This window comes from Dryocola clanedunensis subsp. sulfonylureivorans, from assembly GCF_016756775.1.
GTDB classification, from domain to species: Bacteria; Pseudomonadota; Gammaproteobacteria; order Enterobacterales; family Enterobacteriaceae; genus Dryocola; species Dryocola clanedunensis.
In genome coordinates, this window is record NZ_JAERMU010000002.1 from 215082 (window position 1) to 230607 (window position 15526).

The 15526-nt window shown below is 54.5% G+C and carries 15 protein-coding genes and 1 other annotated feature; of the genes, 3 read left to right on the forward strand and 12 right to left on the reverse strand.

All coding sequences use genetic code 11. The features are described from left to right. Nucleotides 1-33: 33 nt before the first annotated feature. Together mog and tal are read right to left on the reverse strand one after the other, a co-directional pair. Nucleotides 34-621, reverse strand: a complete 588-nt coding sequence (gene mog / locus HYQ67_RS02815; protein ID WP_202301316.1) for a molybdopterin adenylyltransferase — start codon at nucleotides 619-621, stop codon at nucleotides 34-36. A 110-nt stretch (nucleotides 622-731) separates the two neighbouring features. Beyond that, nucleotides 732-1685: a transaldolase gene (tal, locus tag HYQ67_RS02820; RefSeq protein WP_202301317.1), complete on the reverse strand. Its 954-nt coding sequence runs from the start codon at nucleotides 1683-1685 to the stop codon at nucleotides 732-734. A gap of 216 nt (nucleotides 1686-1901) precedes the next feature. Here tal and HYQ67_RS02825 point away from each other — a divergent pair, with 216 nt between their 5' ends. Then, entirely contained in the window at nucleotides 1902-3347 is a 1446-nt protein-coding gene (locus HYQ67_RS02825; RefSeq protein WP_202301318.1) for an alanine/glycine:cation symporter family protein, read from the forward strand. A gap of 69 nt (nucleotides 3348-3416) precedes the next feature. After that, on the forward strand, nucleotides 3417-4190 hold the full coding sequence (gene yaaA / locus HYQ67_RS02830; RefSeq protein ID WP_202301319.1) for a peroxide stress protein YaaA: 774 nt from the start codon (nucleotides 3417-3419) through the stop codon (nucleotides 4188-4190). A gap of 99 nt (nucleotides 4191-4289) precedes the next feature. Here the strand turns inward: yaaA and HYQ67_RS02835 are convergent, their stop codons facing one another. The 7 genes from HYQ67_RS02835 to yjjY all read right to left on the reverse strand — a co-directional run bounded on the left by HYQ67_RS02835 (nucleotide 4290) and on the right by yjjY (nucleotide 11086). Next, nucleotides 4290-4586: a DUF2502 domain-containing protein gene (locus HYQ67_RS02835; RefSeq protein WP_202301321.1), complete on the reverse strand. Its 297-nt coding sequence runs from the start codon at nucleotides 4584-4586 to the stop codon at nucleotides 4290-4292. A 242-nt stretch (nucleotides 4587-4828) separates the two neighbouring features. Then, entirely contained in the window at nucleotides 4829-6115 is a 1287-nt protein-coding gene (gene thrC, locus HYQ67_RS02840; protein ID WP_202301323.1) for a threonine synthase, read from the reverse strand. A gap of 3 nt (nucleotides 6116-6118) precedes the next feature. Beyond that, a complete protein-coding gene (thrB, locus tag HYQ67_RS02845; protein ID WP_202301325.1) occupies nucleotides 6119-7048 on the reverse strand; it encodes a homoserine kinase in 930 nt (309 codons plus the stop codon). 1 nt (nucleotide 7049) lies between these two features. Next, nucleotides 7050-9512, reverse strand: a complete 2463-nt coding sequence (gene thrA / locus HYQ67_RS02850) for a bifunctional aspartate kinase/homoserine dehydrogenase I (protein WP_202301327.1) — start codon at nucleotides 9510-9512, stop codon at nucleotides 7050-7052. Between the two features lie 26 nt (nucleotides 9513-9538). Next, nucleotides 9539-9655, reverse strand: a sequence feature (Thr leader region). Next, nucleotides 9594-9662, reverse strand: coding sequence for a thr operon leader peptide (gene thrL / locus HYQ67_RS02855; protein WP_072009468.1), 69 nt, complete (start codon nucleotides 9660-9662; stop codon nucleotides 9594-9596). Its footprint overlaps the feature before it by 62 nt. 180 nt (nucleotides 9663-9842) lie before the next feature. Further along, nucleotides 9843-10547, reverse strand: coding sequence for a tRNA/rRNA methyltransferase (locus tag HYQ67_RS02860; protein WP_202301329.1), 705 nt, complete (start codon nucleotides 10545-10547; stop codon nucleotides 9843-9845). A gap of 398 nt (nucleotides 10548-10945) precedes the next feature. Continuing rightward, entirely contained in the window at nucleotides 10946-11086 is a 141-nt protein-coding gene (gene yjjY, locus HYQ67_RS02865; RefSeq protein WP_202301331.1) for a YjjY family protein, read from the reverse strand. Between the two features lie 90 nt (nucleotides 11087-11176). Between yjjY and arcA the strand changes: the two genes are divergently transcribed. Then, entirely contained in the window at nucleotides 11177-11893 is a 717-nt protein-coding gene (arcA, locus tag HYQ67_RS02870; protein WP_034459438.1) for a two-component system response regulator ArcA, read from the forward strand. 71 nt (nucleotides 11894-11964) lie between these two features. Here the strand turns inward: arcA and creD are convergent, their stop codons facing one another. The 3 genes from creD to creB form a co-directional block, all read right to left on the reverse strand. Further along, on the reverse strand, nucleotides 11965-13323 hold the full coding sequence (gene creD / locus HYQ67_RS02875) for a cell envelope integrity protein CreD (protein WP_202301333.1): 1359 nt from the start codon (nucleotides 13321-13323) through the stop codon (nucleotides 11965-11967). Nucleotides 13324-13411: 88 nt separating this feature from the next. Then, the gene (gene creC / locus HYQ67_RS02880) at nucleotides 13412-14830 is read right to left on the reverse strand and encodes a two-component system sensor histidine kinase CreC (protein ID WP_202301335.1); all 1419 of its coding nucleotides are present in this window, start codon (nucleotides 14828-14830) and stop codon (nucleotides 13412-13414) included. Beyond that, nucleotides 14830-15525: a two-component system response regulator CreB gene (gene creB, locus HYQ67_RS02885; RefSeq protein ID WP_202301337.1), complete on the reverse strand. Its 696-nt coding sequence runs from the start codon at nucleotides 15523-15525 to the stop codon at nucleotides 14830-14832. Before creB ends, creC begins: the two co-directional genes overlap by 1 nt. Between the last annotated feature and the right edge of the window lies 1 nt (nucleotide 15526).

The window sequence follows — 15526 nt, forward strand, 5'->3', positions numbered from 1 at the left end:
GGCACTGCATCTTATGTCACAAACGGTCTATCTTCAGGATTTTGTCTCGCGACGCGCGCTCTTAGGGCGAAATGCTGCTACAACCTGGTCATCGGTTTCGATATAAGGCCCATCCAGCAGCTGTACACAATACGGTACACTTGCGAAGATACCCGCCACCACAACCTTACCGTTTTCGTCTTTCACCCCTTCCAGCGTCTCCTGAATCGACTTCGGCTGGCCCGGCAGGTTGAGGATCAGCGCCTGCTTGCGGATGACGCCAACCTGGCGGGAAAGAATCGCCGTTGGCACATAGTGCAGGCTTATCTGGCGCATCTGCTCGCCAAAGCCCGGCATCAGGCGATCGGCAACGGCAAGCGTTGCGTCTGGCGTGACATCACGTCGGGAAGGGCCGGTTCCACCCGTGGTCAGCACCAGGTGGCAGGCCATTTCATCCACCAGCTCGCACAGCGTTTGTTCGATGATCGGCTGCTCGTCAGGGATAAGGCAGGTTTCAATCTGGAAAGGGGTGGTTAAAGTCCGTTCCAGCCACTCAACGAGCGACGGAATGCCTTTGTCCTGATAAACACCGCTGGAGGCGCGGTCAGAGATGGAAACTAAGCCAATGCGTAAGGTATTCATATCAATTCCGGGAAATCAGCAAACTTGGGCGGAATGATACACGGCGGAGGGATTTGCAGACAGGGGATAACGTTAAAAAGCGTGACCGGGATACCCGGCCACGCCAATGATTACAGCAGGTCGCCGATCATTTTTTCCAGTTTTTCCTGGTCTACAGCAAACTTACGGATACCGTCAGCCAGTTTATCAACGGCCATTGGATCCTGGTTGTGCTGCCACAGGAACTGGGATTCAGTGATGCGTTCCGGACGGGCTTTCACTTCGCCGGTGTAGCTCAGTTTGCGTTCAACCGCGCCTTCGCTTTCAGCCAGCTCTTTAAGCAGCGCTGGTGCGATGGTCAGACGGTCGCAGCCGGCCAGCTCAAGAATTTCGCCGACGTTACGGAAGCTTGCGCCCATCACTACGGTCTCGTAGCCATGCTGTTTATAGTACTGATAGATTTCAGCCACAGACACCACGCCCGGATCTTCCTGCGGTGCGTACTCTTTCTTGTCGGTGTTAGCTTTGTACCAGTCGAGGATACGGCCAACAAACGGAGAGATCAGGAACACGCCAGCTTCGGCACAGGCACGAGCCTGAGCGAAGGAGAACAGCAGAGTCAGGTTACAGTTGATGCCTTCTTTTTCCAGCTGCTCGGCAGCACGGATGCCCTGCCAGGTAGAAGCCAGCTTGATAAGGATACGTTCGTTACTGATACCCGCATCGTTATACAGTTTAATCAGACGTTTTGCTTTCGCGATGCTGGCTTCGGTGTCGTAAGACAGGCGAGCGTCAACTTCAGTGGAGATGCGACCTGGGATCAGCTTGAGGATTTCCAGACCAATGTTTACCGCCAGTTTATCAGTGGCGTCCACGACCTGCTGAGCACGATCGCTGCTCTGCTCACGCGCCCATGCCACCGCATCATCAATCAGTTTACGGTATTCAGGGATCTGCGCTGCATTGAGGATCAGAGAAGGGTTAGTCGTAGCATCCTGCGGCTGGTACAGCTTCATTGCCGCGATATCCCCGGTGTCAGCAACCACTGTGGTCAGCTGACGCAGGGAGGTCAATTTATCCGTCATGATAGTGTTTCTCGTCAGGTGTAGCTTGTTAGGGAGATGTAACCGGTCTTACCCGATGATATCACGACGCAACACAGGTGCAACCGTGACAATCGACCACCTGGAAGCAAAGATAAATATGATAAACTCGCTATAATATTTGCCTGCGATGTAATGGACTACGGGTCGAGATCGCTTCCCGGCCACTTTCGTAACACATTGACAAGAGGGACGTTAATGATCGGTTTTCTACATTTTATCAACGAGATACTCTGGGGGTCGGTACTGATTTACCTGCTCATCGGCGCAGGTATCTGGTTCACCGTCCGCTGCGGTTTCGTCCAGTTTCGTTATTTTACCCAGTTCCGCGCCCTACTTGCCCCTGGAAAAAACACGGATAAATCAGGCATTTCGCCAATGCAGGCTCTGTTCACCAGCCTTGCTGCACGCGTCGGCAGCGGCAATCTGTCGGGGGTCGCTTTAGCGCTGACCATTGGCGGGCCTGGCGCGATATTCTGGATGTGGGTCATCGCTCTTATTGGCATGGCAACTTCCTATGCCGAATGCTCCCTGGCACAGCTTTATAAAACCCGCGACAGTGAAGGACACTTTCGCGGTGGCCCGGCGTGGTACATGGAACGTGGGCTGGGCATGCGCTGGATGGGGGTCATGTTCTCGATCTTTCTGATGGTTGCCTTTGGCCTGATATTTAACGCCGTGCAGGCGAATGCTATCGCGAATGCGGCCCACTTCGCCTTTAACGTGCCGAGAGAGTGGGTCGGCATTCTGCTGGTCGTCCTGACCGGTGGCGTTATTTGGGGAGGCATGCGCGGTACGGCAAAACTGTCACAGTACCTGGTCCCTTTTATGGGACTGATTTGGGTGCTGATGGCCCTGTACGTCGTGATACTGCACTTCGATCGCATACCGGATATCCTTATCCTGGTGTTTAAAAGTGCCTTTGGCTGGCGCGAAGCGGCCTCCGGCACGCTGGCATTCACAATAAGCCAGGCCATCACCACTGGCTTCCAACGCGGTATGTTTTCCAACGAAGCGGGTATGGGATCGACGCCTAATGCCGCGGCAACCGCTTCGGCCTGGCCGCCTCACCCTGCCTCTCAAGGCCTGGTTCAAATGTTCGGTGTCTTTTTCGATACGATCGTTATCTGCACCGCGACAGCGGCTATCGTGCTGGTTTCCGGCATGCTGGACACCACGGCGAGCAGCGTGGACGGTATTCCCCTTGTGCAAATGGCGTTAAGCGGCATGACAGGTAACTGGGCGATGGCATTTATTGCTTTTATCGTCTTCCTGTTTGGTTTTACTTCCATCGTTGCCAATTATGCTTATGCAGAAAACAACCTGCTGTTTTTGAAGAAAAATAGTGCCTTCTCTCTGGTTCTCCTTCGCTGTCTGGGGCTGATAATGGTGATGTTGGGCACCCTTTCTCCTTTGCCTTTGGTCTGGCAGCTCGCCGATGTGGCAATGGCGTTTATGGCAATGACCAATCTCAGCGCCATCTTGCTTCTTTCTCCGGTGGTCAAAGAGTTAACCGCAGACTATATGCGCCAGCAGCGGCTTGGTTTCACACCGACTTTCGACCCTAACCGTTTCCCGGAAATCAAAAGCCAGCTTGAGCCGGGCGTGTGGGACAACCTGAAAGAAAAGCAAAGCGGCGGTTAATCGCAACCATTGGCGGATACTTTCAGGAAATTTGCTACAGTACCCCGCAAAGACCTGTAAGGATCAACCATGCTAATCGTCATTTCACCTGCTAAAACTCTTGATTATCAAAGCGATCTGCCAACGGATCGCTATACTCAACCGGAGCTGCTGGAGCATTCCCAGCAGCTCATTGGTATTGCGCGCAGGCTCAGCGCACCGCAAATCGCCTCGTTGATGAGTATCAGCGATAAGCTGGCGTCGCTTAATGAGACCCGCTTCCACGAATGGCATCCGGAGTTCACTCCGCGCAACGCCCGTCAGGCCATTCTGGCCTTCAAAGGCGATGTCTACGCCGGCCTGCAGGCGGAAAAGTTTAGCGACGCAGAGTTTGATTTTGCCCAACAGCATTTGCGTATGTTGTCCGGCCTGTACGGCGTACTGCGCCCGCTGGATCTGATGCAGCCGTACCGCCTGGAGATGGGGATTCGTCTCGAGAACCCGAAGGGCAAAGACCTGTATCATTTCTGGGGTGAGACGATTACTGAAAAGCTGAATCAGACGCTGGTAGCCCAGGGAGATAACGTTCTGATTAACCTGGCATCTGATGAATACTTCAGATCGGTTAAGCCGAAGAAGCTGAATGCGGAAATCATCAAACCCGTCTTCCTCGATGAGAAAAACGGCAAGTTTAAAGTGATCAGCTTCTACGCCAAGAAAGCGCGCGGTTTAATGAGCCGCTACATCATTGAAAACCGCCTTACGAAGCCTGAGCAGCTGAAAGCGTTTAATACGGACGGCTACGTTTTTGATGAAGCGGCCTCAACGAAAAACGAGCTGGTATTTAAACGCCACGAACAGTAACGGGTTTCCAGGGTGGATAAGCGTCAGCGTCATCCACTAAATTCCCTTGTCATGTAGACTGGCAATGCCGGATGACGCAAAGCTCATCCGGCCTACGAATCAGTGATGCTTGTATTGGCCGTAATGGTTGCCGTTGTCATGATGTTGATGATGGTTATCGTGATGATCATCATGATGGTCCGGACGACCGTGTGGACGCCAGTGGTTATCATGCCACTCGTAGTGATTACCCCACCAGCCATGATCGCGCCACTGGCCGCCATCCCAGTAGTTCCCACGATTGTCCTGGTCACCAATTTGCAGCTTCACTGCCGGTACCAACGTGATTTCGGAAGCCTGTACGGCCAGAGGAGTCACCACCAGAATCGATAACGCCAGAACGATAGATTTCAACATAAGTCACTCCTTACTTCTTTTTGTCCCGATATGGGCTGTTGGAGTGAGCTTATGACGAACGACATCAAGTGATAATACTGTGCAATCCTAATATCTAAGTGCCCGCATTTTATGGGAATTCCTCCGTTTTCCCTCCACTTTCCCTGCGCATTTTCTCCATATTTCAGATGTAAAAAAGCCACCCTCTCGGGTGGCCGAAATCGCAGGGTGGATAAGCGCCAGCGCCATTCACCAGTATGTCGTTAAGCCTTTGCCATCATCAGCTTACGCAGAGCGGCGAAGTCCGCAGGCAGGTTGTGCGACAGCAGCGGCAGGTCGGCACGGGAGGCCAGCTCTTCCGGCAGCGCCAGCGGCTCACCAAGGATCTCTTCCACGCTCTCTTTGAACTTCGCCGGATGTGCCGTCCCCAGGAACAGGCCATATTCGCCAGGCTGCAGCTGATCGCGCAGCGCACGGTAGGCGATTGCTGCGTGGGGTTCAGAGACATAGCCTACGGCTTTCAGCTCGTGCATGGTCGTCTTAGTGGTTTCATCGGTGACCGCGGCATAACCCAGATCCGTCAGACGCCAGATTTTGCGGCGGAACAGCTCTTCAACGCGCGGCCAGTTGTTCGGCTGGCTAACGTCCATCGCGTTAGAAAGCGTGGCAACGGTGGTTTTCGGCGTCCATTTCCCGTCGGCCAGGAAGCGCGGAACGGTATCATTGGCGTTGGTTGCGGCAATAAAGCGCTTGATCGGTAGGCCAAGAGATTTTGCCAGCAGGCCAGCAGTAAGATCGCCGAAGTTACCGCTAGGTACGGAGACCACCAGCTGGTTGCGGGCTTCCTGCGGCAGCTGCGCGACGGCTTCAAAGTAGTAGCAAATTTGCGCCAGCAGACGGCTGATGTTAATGGAGTTGGCGGAATTAAGCCCCAGCGCCACCTTCAGCTCTTCATCGTCGAAGGCCTGCTTAACCAGCGCCTGACAAGCATCGAAATCGCCGTCAATTGCCACGGTTTCAATGTTGCCGCCCAGGGTACAGAACAGCTTTTCCTGTAGCGGACTGATTTTGCCGCGCGGGTAGAGGATCACCACGCGAACATTCTTCAGGCCGTAGAAGGCGTGGGCTACTGCGGCACCGGTATCACCGGAGGTCGCGGTCAGAATAGTGACAGGCTTGTCGCCGCTGATGTGGGTCAGCATCTGCGCCATAAAGCGCCCGCCGAAATCCTTAAACGCAAGCGTAGGGCCGTGGAACAGCTCAAGGCAGCCAATATCCGGCTCGACGCTTTTCACCGGCGCAGGGAAGGCAAACGCTGCACGCACGCGCTCTTCCAGAAGCTCCGGCGGAATTTCATCGCCGATAAAAGCGGAGAGGATCTTGCTGCTGCGGGAGACGAAATCCATCTTCAGCATTTCGTCGATTTCGGTCAGTTCAAATTCTGGCAGATCGTGCGGGAAAAAGAGCCCCTGCTGTTTGCCAAGGCCCTGGGTAATTGCCTGGGCAAAGTTGACCTGTTCGTTATGATCTTTAAGGTTATACAGTTTCATGCGTTATCCCAAAACTCGTGCGCCAGCCGTATCCAGACGGCAGATATGTACAAAACCTTCCTGGTTCTGCAAATAGTGTTGGCCTAACCAGTCGGCCACTCGCTGTGCGGTATCGGTGTTATCACACAGCGCAAATAGGGTTGGGCCGGAGCCCGAGATGCCGCTTGCCAGCGCGCCGATATCGGCCACCGCCTGACGCGCTTCGTTAAAGCGGGGCAGCAGTTTTGCGCGGTAAGGTTCGGCAATGACGTCACGCATCAGCTTTGCCGCCAGCAGCGGCTGACGGGTATGACAGGCGTGAATGAAGCCCGCCAGATGACGACCGTGGCTGATACAGTCCTGACGACGATACTGAGCAGGAAGAATGGCGCGCGCTTCGGCTGTCGACACCTTGATGCCCGGATAGGCCAGCACCCAAAGCCATTCGTCAAAGCCCGGTACCGACTGGCTGATAATGCCGTTTTCTTCGATCATCAGCTGCATGCCGCCAAGGTAGCACGGTGCCACATTGTCATAATGCACGCTGCCGGAAATGCGCCCTTCCAGCTCGCCCATCAGCGTGAGCATCTTAGTTTCGTTCAGCGGCCTGCCGCAGAACTCGTTCATCGCCACTAAGCCTGCCACCACCGAACAGGCGCTGGATCCCAGCCCCGAGCCAATCGGCATGCTTTTTTCCAGCGTCATCGCCACGGGAACGTTTTTGCCAATCTCCTGGCAGAAGCGCTCCCAGCACTGATAAACGATGTTCTCACGCGGTTCGGCCGGCAGCTTGCTGGCAAACCGCCCGACGTTGTTCAGGCTGAACGAGTCTGCCGCTTCGACCGTAACGTAATCCCCTAACAGCGAGCCATCAACGGGCGTGACGGCGGCCCCGAGCACGTCAAAGCCGACGCTCATGTTGGCGCTGGAAGCCGGTGCAAATACTTTAACCATCTTAAACTCCTAACTTCCATGACAGGGTGCGAAGCAGGTCCGCAAAGACACCGGCAGCAGTGACGTCGTTGCCCGCGCCGTAGCCGCGCAGCACAAGGGGCAGCGGCTGATAATAGTGGCTGTAGAAGGCCAGGGCGTTCTCGCCGTTTTTCACTTTATACAGTGGATCGTTACCGTCCACGGCGTCAATTTTAACTTTGCAGCTGCCGTCTTCTTCGATGGCACCGACCAGGCGCAGCACTTTGCCCTCGTCACGCGCTTTCGCGACGCGGGCCGCAAATTCATCATCCAGCTGCGGCAGGCGGGCCATGAAAGATTCCACATCGCCCGTTGCATCAAAGGATTCCGGCAGCAGCGGTTCGATGATGATGTCCGAAAGCTCAAGATTTCGGCCCGTTTCACGAGCCAAAATCAGCAGCTTGCGCGCCACGTCCATGCCGGAAAGATCGTCGCGCGGATCGGGTTCGGTATAACCCAACTCGCGAGCGACCCGGGTTGCTTCTGACAGACTCACGCCTTCATCCAGCTTGCCGAAGATAAACGACAGCGAGCCGGACAAAATACCCGAGAAGCGCTGCAGTTCATCCCCCGCGTTGAGCAGGTTTTGCAGGTTTTCGATAACCGGCAGGCCCGCGCCCACGTTGGTGTCGTAGAGGAATTTACGACGGGATTTCGCCGCCGCGTTGCGCATCTGATGGTAGTAATTCATGGTGGAGGTGTTCGCCTTTTTGTTTGGCGTCACCACGTGGAAACCTTCGCCCAGGAAGTCAGCATACTGATCGGCAACCGCCTGGCTGGAAGTACAGTCGACGATGACCGGGTTGAGAAGATGGTACTCTTTTGCCAGGCGAATCAGGCGGCCCAGATTAAAGGGCTCTTTGGCTTCCGCCAGCTCCGCCTGCCAGTTCTCCAGGTCCAGCCCGTGAACGTTAGTCAGTAGCGCTTTCGAGTTCGCCACGCCGCATACGCGCAGGTCGATGTGCTTTTGCTTAAGCCAGGTCTGCTGACGCTTAACCTGCTCGAGCAATGCCGCCCCCACACCACCCACGCCAATCAGGAACAGCTCAATAACCTGGTCGGTATTGAACAGCATCTGGTGAGTCACGCGCACGCCGGTCACGGCGTCATCATTGCTGACAACAACGGAGATTGAGCGCTCGGACGAGCCTTGAGCAATGGCCACGATATTGATATTTGCGCGAGCCAGCGCCGCGAAGAATTTAGCGGAAATCCCCCGCAGAGTGCGCATGCCGTCGCCAACTACGGAGATAATGGCCAGATGCTCCATGATGGCCAGCGGCTCCAGCAGGCCTTCTTTCAGCTCAAGGTAGAACTCTTCTTCCATCGCACGACGGGCACGATGGCAGTCGCCCTGCGGCACGCAGAAGCTGATGCTGTATTCAGAAGAGGACTGGGTGATCAGCACAACGGAGATCCCCGCTCCGGACATGGCGGCAAACACGCGAGCCGCCATGCCTACCATCCCTTTCATGCCGGGGCCGGAAACGTTAAACATCGCCATATTGTTAAGGTTGGTGATGCCCTTCACCGGCAGGCCGTCTTCGTCGCCTTCTGCACCAATCAGGGTGCCTGGCGCCTGCGGGTTACCGGTATTTTTGATGAGGCAAGGGATTTGGAACTGGGCGATGGGGGTAATCGTGCGGGGGTGAAGAACTTTAGCGCCGAAGTAGGATAGCTCCATGGCTTCCTGATACGACATTGACTTCAGCAGCCTGGCGTCGGGCACCTGGCGCGGGTCGCAGGTATAGACCCCATCGACGTCGGTCCAGATTTCACAACAGTCTGCCCGCAGGCAGGCGGCCAGCACCGCGGCAGAGTAATCCGAGCCGTTACGGCCCAGCACGACCAGTTCGCCCCTGTCGTTACCGGCGGTGAAGCCAGCCATGAGCACCATATGGTCAGCGGGAATGCGGCTGGCGGCAATGCGGCGGGTGGATTCAGTGATATCAACGGTGGATTCGAGGTAATGCCCAACGGCGAGGAGTTTTTCAACGGGATCGATCACGGTCACTTTATGGCCGCGAGCCTCCAGCAGCCCCGCCATGATGGCGATTGAGAGCTTTTCGCCCCGGCAGATGATCGCCACGTTGATGCTGTCCGGGCATTGCCCCAGCAGGCTGATGCCGTGCAGAACATGCTTGAGCTGGGCGAACTCCTGCTCGACGAAAGCTTTGAGTTTTGCCAGCGGGAAATCCGGCTGCGCTTCGGCGAGCCCATTGAGCAGCTCGCTGAAAATGCGCTCCGCATCGCTGATATTCGGCAGTGCGTCCTGGCCGCCGATGGTTTTTTCAATCATCGCCACCAGGTGGTTAGTAATTTTTGCCGGGGCAGACAGTACCGTCGCCACCTGCCCCTGTTTGGCATTACTTTCCAGGATATCGGCAACGCGAAGAAAACGCTCCGCATTTGCCACCGATGTACCGCCGAATTTCAACACTCGCATAAGATATTACCCTTTGATTTTTAGTCGAAAAAAAAGCCCGCACTGTTCAGGTGCGGGCTTTTTTCGTTTTTCCTTTATGCGTCAGCCCGCACCGTTACCTGTGGTAATGGTGGTTGTAATAATTGTGGTCATCGGGCTGATGCGGATCATGGATGTTGTGTGCTCTTAATCTGATTTACCTATATTGGTTAAAGTATCCGTCAGGTGAAGTCAATTATTTTTTAAGTTTGTCACCTAAAGTTACTATCTCACCACTCTCTGATTTAATCGCCAGGAGTGCGTCATTACACCAGTAACACCGGGTAAAAACCTGGCCATTTGACTACCACATCACTTATCAGCAGCATTTTTAACTGGAAGATTTATTTCTATGTCATGCAGCAAACGGTGCAACATTGCGGTATCTCGTTGGGCCAACCGGCCTAATCGCTGCTGCAGCCAGTCGGCCATTTTTTGGTCATCCTCAACGTTCAGGCGGGTCGTCAAAGCGGAGACTCTCTGACGTAAGGCGCTCAATTGTTGAGCATCTGCTTTATGTTCTTCCACGACGGGCAGTTGCATTAATGAGGACAGCTGGTAGCAATACACCATCACCGCCTGCCCCAGGTTCAACGAAGGATAATCTGCCACCATGGGCACACCGGTGAGCACATCCGCCAGCTCCAGCTCTTCGTTGGTCAAACCGGAATCCTCACGCCCAAAGACCAGTGCTGCCTTCCCTACCCATTGACGTTTCTCTTCCAGCATTGGCACCAGTTCCTGGGGAGTGGCGTAATAATGGAATTTGGCTCGGCTACGTGCGGTCGTGGCGATAGTGAAATTTACATCGTGAAGCGCATCGGCCAGCGTTGAAAAATGTTGAACATTATCAAGGATATCCCCGGAGCCATGGGCAACCCATCGCGCCTCCGGTTTCAAATAAGCATCACTTGCCACGATACGAAGCTCAGAAAACCCCATAGTTTTCATGGCGCGGGCGGCGGCACCGATGTTTTCGTCCCTGGCGGGAGAGACCAGAATGACAGGAAATTGCATGATTACTCTCTTAAAAAATCCGATTACGAGTGTAACCGGTGCTAAAAAATGATAATGCGCGTCACAAATTTACTTTATTGCAACATACACGTTGGAAATATAAGTTATAAAAACATAAATGATTTGCATATGTATTCAGCTAACCAACGGCTGAAAAGTCATTCACCATATTGATATGTTACTGTTTATTATCACTAAAATCAGGGTAAATATCATAAGTAAATTGGATGGTGTAATTTCATAGAAAATTTCACGTAACTACATTGATTATTAAAAAATTGTGACGAGCGCTAACAATTCGCTACGATGATTTCATCAAACTGTTAACGTGCTACAATTGGAATTGATATATGTCAACGAAGCGTAGTTTTATCAGATGTCTAAAGCGGTCGTGCCTGTTATGTTGCTGTTAAAATGGTTAGGATAGCAGCCGTTTTTGACACCGTCGGGTCCAGAGGGAATGCACCCACGACCAAGCTAATGATGTTGTTGACGTTGATGGAAAGTGCATCAAGAACGCAATTACGTACTTTAGTCATGTTAGCCCGACATGTTAATTTATGACATGTGGCAGGTCAGGGACTTTTGTACTTCCTGTTTCGATTTAGTTGGCAATTTAGGTAGCAAACATGCAGACCCCGCACATTCTTATCGTCGAAGACGAGTTAGTAACACGCAACACGTTAAAAAGCATTTTCGAAGCTGAAGGCTACGATGTCTTTGAAGCGACTGATGGCGCAGAGATGCATCAAATCCTGTCAGACAATGACATTAACCTGGTCATTATGGACATCAACCTGCCGGGCAAAAATGGCCTGCTGCTGGCACGTGAACTGCGCGAGCAGGCTAACGTGGCGCTGATGTTCCTGACTGGCCGCGACAACGAAGTGGACAAGATCCTCGGGCTTGAAATTGGCGCTGATGATTACATCACCAAGCCGTTCAACCCGCGTGAATTGACCATTCGTGCGCGCAACCTGCTGTCCCGTACCATGAACCTGGGTGCGATCAGCGAAGAACGCCGCTCTGTTGAAAGCTACAAGTTCAACGGCTGGGAGCTGGATATTAACAGCCGTTCTCTGGTCAGCCCGAACGGTGAACAGTATAAGCTGCCGCGCAGTGAATTCCGCGCCATGCTGCACTTCTGCGAAAATCCGGGCAAGATTCAGTCCCGCGCAGAGCTGCTGAAGAAAATGACCGGCCGCGAGCTGAAGCCGCACGATCGTACCGTTGACGTGACCATCCGCCGCATTCGTAAACATTTCGAATCCACGCCGGACACCCCAGAAATCATCGCTACCATCCACGGTGAAGGTTACCGTTTCTGCGGCGATCTGCAGGAATAACTTCCGGTTTACAGCGGTTTTTTCATGCGAAAGGGCGGATTATCCGCCCTTTTTCTTTTCTCTTTTTAGCACTATTTCCACAGCCTGAAGCGGTCCGCATCCTCCGTCGCTGCCGTGGCCTTTTCAATAGATTTCCTGCTAACGCTGTACCAGTCAACGCCGCGGGTAAGCAGCATAATAGCCGACAGCGCCGCCAACAGAATTCCCGTGCCCAGCAGCAAAGCGCTGTCTTCGGACTGTAACAGCTGCCAGAGAATCGCTTCCAGCGTCAGCAACCCCGCCGTAAACATCAGGCTAATCTTCCAGCCGTTCAGCACCGCCTTAAGATAGAAACCGTTGATTCCCGCGCAGACCAGGCTTGCCAGCAGCCATGCCGCGTTGAAACCGATATGTTCGGAGAGCGCCAGCAGCACAAGATAGAACATGACCAGCGACAGCCCCACCAGCAGATACTGCATCGGGTGAACCCGCAGCCCGGTCAGCGTTTCCAGCAGGAAGAAGCTCATAAACGTCAGGCCAATCAGCAGGACGGCGTATTTTACGGCCCGGTCAGTGAGCTGATATTGATCGACGGGATTAGCGACCGTCACGCTGAATGCGGGAAGCTGCTCCACCACGATCCGGCTTCCCTCTGCAAAGCTCAGGTTCAGGTTGTTGGCAAACCAGGTGCTCTGCCAGCCGGCGGTAAATCCTTTCGGCGTAAGCGCACGCTCCTGCGGCAGGAAATCCCCGACGAAGTTCGGATGAGGCCAGTTGCTGGTTAACCCAAACTGGCTATTGCGCCCAAGCGGCACGACAGCGAGCTGTTTCGTCCCCATCAGCCCGAGCGTAAAGCGCAGGTTAAGCTTGTCGCTATCGAGCAGCGTCGGGGGAACTTCGGCGTGCAGCCCTTGTTCAAGCCCCCGCAGGTTACCGCCTGGCTCAAGCGGAAAGGCTTTGCCATTAATTTCAAGTTCACCGACTTTACCGATGCCGCGGGAGTCGCCCACCGACAGCACAACGTAAGGCGTACCCGTATGCGTTTCCACGCCTTCATTGTTGCCCTCCAGCATCTCACGGTTAAACGTGGCGCTGAACGTCAGATCGGTCCGCCAGATCTGTCCTTCATAAATCCCAATGCGGCGTGGTTCAACGGCCTGCTTTCCCGACACGACCAGATTCTCCGGCAGATAATAACGGATGAAGCGGCGCTCTTTTTTGACCTCTTTTTTATCTTCCAGCACGGTTGTCAGTTCCGTCACCGGGATAGCTATCAGCGGGCCAACCAGCATTTGCGGCCCGCTGGTGCTCTGGCGCAGAGACTGCTCAACATCGTCCCGATAGCTGCTGCGTTCGGCAATCAGCGAGCTGAGCATGCTCAGCGGGATTAACAGCAGCAGCATACAGCCCACCAGCGTCATGACTTTCCAGAACAGCGTAGATTTCAACATAGTCCCCTCCATTTTTTGATATGGCGAGGTTAGCCGGCGTATGTGGGGGATAAATGAAGTTGTGTGAAGGGACGGTGAAGTGGATGAATTATTTTTCCGGCAGCGTCAGGCGGGCCTGCGCTCCGCCTTGCGGGCGATTATCAAGCGTGAGAGTTCCGCGATGCAGGCGAGCCACTTCCTGAGCAAACGCCAGCCCCAGCCCGCTGCTCTTCTGCCCGTTGCTGCGCGGGAGCGAATAGAAGCGTTCAAAAACGCGATCCTGTGCATAATCCGGGATCCCGCTGCCGTTATCCGCCACCGTAATAATCGTTTGTCCGCCAGCCTGCTTTGCCGATAGCGTTATTTCTCCTCCGGCAGGGGTGAAATCCAGCGCATTATCAAGCAGGTTGCCAACGGCCTGCTCCAGCAGCGCTGCATCGCCCCGTACAAAGACGACATCGGTAATAACGTGCAAAGAGACCTGCTTAGTGCTGACGATCGCCTCACGCTGCTCACAGAGCGTTCTAAACAGCAGAGCGGTATCAACTGTCTGCGGCACAATTTCGGCGCGGCTTTCAAGTCTGGCCTGCTGCAGCAGATTATCCACCAGCCGCTGCATGCGGAGATTTTGCTGGAGAATATTGGCAGAGAATTTTTCTACGATGGCCGGTGGCGGCCCCTCACGCAGAATTTCTGCCGCACCGCGGATGGCTGCCAGCGGGCTTTTTAGCTCATGCGTCAGGGCATGCACGTACTTTTCGATATAACTTTTCCCTTCAAGTTTAAGCCGCATACTTTCCAGAGCCAGCGCCAGCTTGCGAAGTTCGCCGCTGCCGGGTTTCGGCAGCGGCAAAGGATGCTCATCGGTAACGGAGTCCGCATAGCGCACCAGGCCGCCGATTGAACGGTTAATCCACAACACAACCCCAAGGCCAATCAGCAACGCAATCCCCAACAGCGCCACGCCGGCCCACAGAATACGGCGTTCGCTGCGGCGGATAACCGGCTCCATCGCGCTGTTCGGTTTGCCTACGCTGAGCACGCCAAGCAGCGTGGTGCCGTCACGGACAGGGGCCGCGACGTACATGACGGTGCTTTCAGGGTTGCTGGCATCCTGCGGTGAGCTGCGCGCGCCGTATTTTCCCTGCAGCGTCAGCCAGACATCGTTCCAGCGCGAATAGTCCTGCCCGACAGCAACCCCGCTGGAGTCGAATAAAACGATGCCTTTAGCATCCGTCAGGTAGACCCGGTACTCGTTTCTGCTTTTGGTGATACCGCTGATATTGGCTTTGAAAGGCTGCTGATTCAGGCGGGAAAAAGCCTGCGCCAGCTGCCCGTGTTCAGGGTTACCGGCTTTCATATCGGCCTGAGCAAATTCGGCCAGTAACGTGGCGGTGTCAATTAACGTTCCTTCGGTGGCCCGCCTCACCCCTGGTTTCACTTCCTGGAGGAAAATCGACAGCACAAACCAGGCGGCAATTGCCACAATCAGGAAATAGCCCAGCAGCAGGCGCAGGCCTATACGCATTAACCGGCTCCCAGACTGTAGCCTAAACCGCGCAGCGTATTGATGGGTGAGAGTTCGGGGTTTATCGCGCGTAGCTTGGCGCGCAGGGTTTTAATATGGGTATCAACGGTTCTGTCGATGCTCTCTTCGGCGTTGCTCCACACCAACTCCATAAGCTGCTGGCGCGAAAATACTCTGCCGGGGGAGAGCAGAAGCGTTTTCAGCAGCAGATATTCGTAGCGCGTCAGCGGCAAAGGCTGCTGGCACCAGCTCACCTGCGCCGCCATTTCGTTCAGTTCGAACTGGCCGACGCGCAGCACGTCACCGGTCTGGTTCTGCTGTTGTTTTTGCAGACGGCGCAGCACGGTGCGGACCCTGGCGCAGACTTCACGCGGAGAAAACGGTTTGGCGATGTAATCATCCGCACCGATTTCCAGGCCGATCAGCCTGTCCACCTCTTCACTACGCGCCGTCAGAAACAGCAGCGGCAGCTGCGGATGCTCTGCAATCAGGCGTCTGCAAAGCTCAAAGCCGTTTATATCCGGCAGTCCTACATCCAGAATCGCCAGATCGGGGCGTGAGAGTTTTACCGCCTCCAGCACAGGCAGGCCGCGATCGAAACTCCGAACGCTGAAACCTTCCTGCTCAAGGGTGTAGATGAGCGTATCGGCGATACTGCTCTCATCTTCAACCAACCAGATGGTGCCCTGGCTCATC

Bases quoted from the DNA above. Each gene is read 5' to 3' on its own strand.
- mog (WP_202301316.1), bottom strand. From the start codon at position 621: ATGAATACCTTACGCATTGGCTTAGTTTCCATCTCTGACCGCGCCTCC.
- tal (WP_202301317.1), bottom strand. From the start codon at position 1,685: ATGACGGATAAATTGACCTCCCTGCGTCAGCTGACCACAGTGGTTGCT.
- HYQ67_RS02825 (WP_202301318.1), top strand. From the start codon at position 1,902: ATGATCGGTTTTCTACATTTTATCAACGAGATACTCTGGGGGTCGGTA.
- yaaA (WP_202301319.1), top strand. From the start codon at position 3,417: ATGCTAATCGTCATTTCACCTGCTAAAACTCTTGATTATCAAAGCGAT.
- HYQ67_RS02835 (WP_202301321.1), bottom strand. From the start codon at position 4,586: ATGTTGAAATCTATCGTTCTGGCGTTATCGATTCTGGTGGTGACTCCT.
- thrC (WP_202301323.1), bottom strand. From the start codon at position 6,115: ATGAAACTGTATAACCTTAAAGATCATAACGAACAGGTCAACTTTGCC.
- thrB (WP_202301325.1), bottom strand. From the start codon at position 7,048: ATGGTTAAAGTATTTGCACCGGCTTCCAGCGCCAACATGAGCGTCGGC.
- thrA (WP_202301327.1), bottom strand. From the start codon at position 9,512: ATGCGAGTGTTGAAATTCGGCGGTACATCGGTGGCAAATGCGGAGCGT.
- HYQ67_RS02860 (WP_202301329.1), bottom strand. From the start codon at position 10,547: ATGCAATTTCCTGTCATTCTGGTCTCTCCCGCCAGGGACGAAAACATC.
- yjjY (WP_202301331.1), bottom strand. From the start codon at position 11,086: ATGACTAAAGTACGTAATTGCGTTCTTGATGCACTTTCCATCAACGTC.
- arcA (WP_034459438.1), top strand. From the start codon at position 11,177: ATGCAGACCCCGCACATTCTTATCGTCGAAGACGAGTTAGTAACACGC.
- creD (WP_202301333.1), bottom strand. From the start codon at position 13,323: ATGTTGAAATCTACGCTGTTCTGGAAAGTCATGACGCTGGTGGGCTGT.
- creC (WP_202301335.1), bottom strand. From the start codon at position 14,830: ATGCGTATAGGCCTGCGCCTGCTGCTGGGCTATTTCCTGATTGTGGCA.
- creB (WP_202301337.1), bottom strand. From the start codon at position 15,525: ATGAGCCAGGGCACCATCTGGTTGGTTGAAGATGAGAGCAGTATCGCC.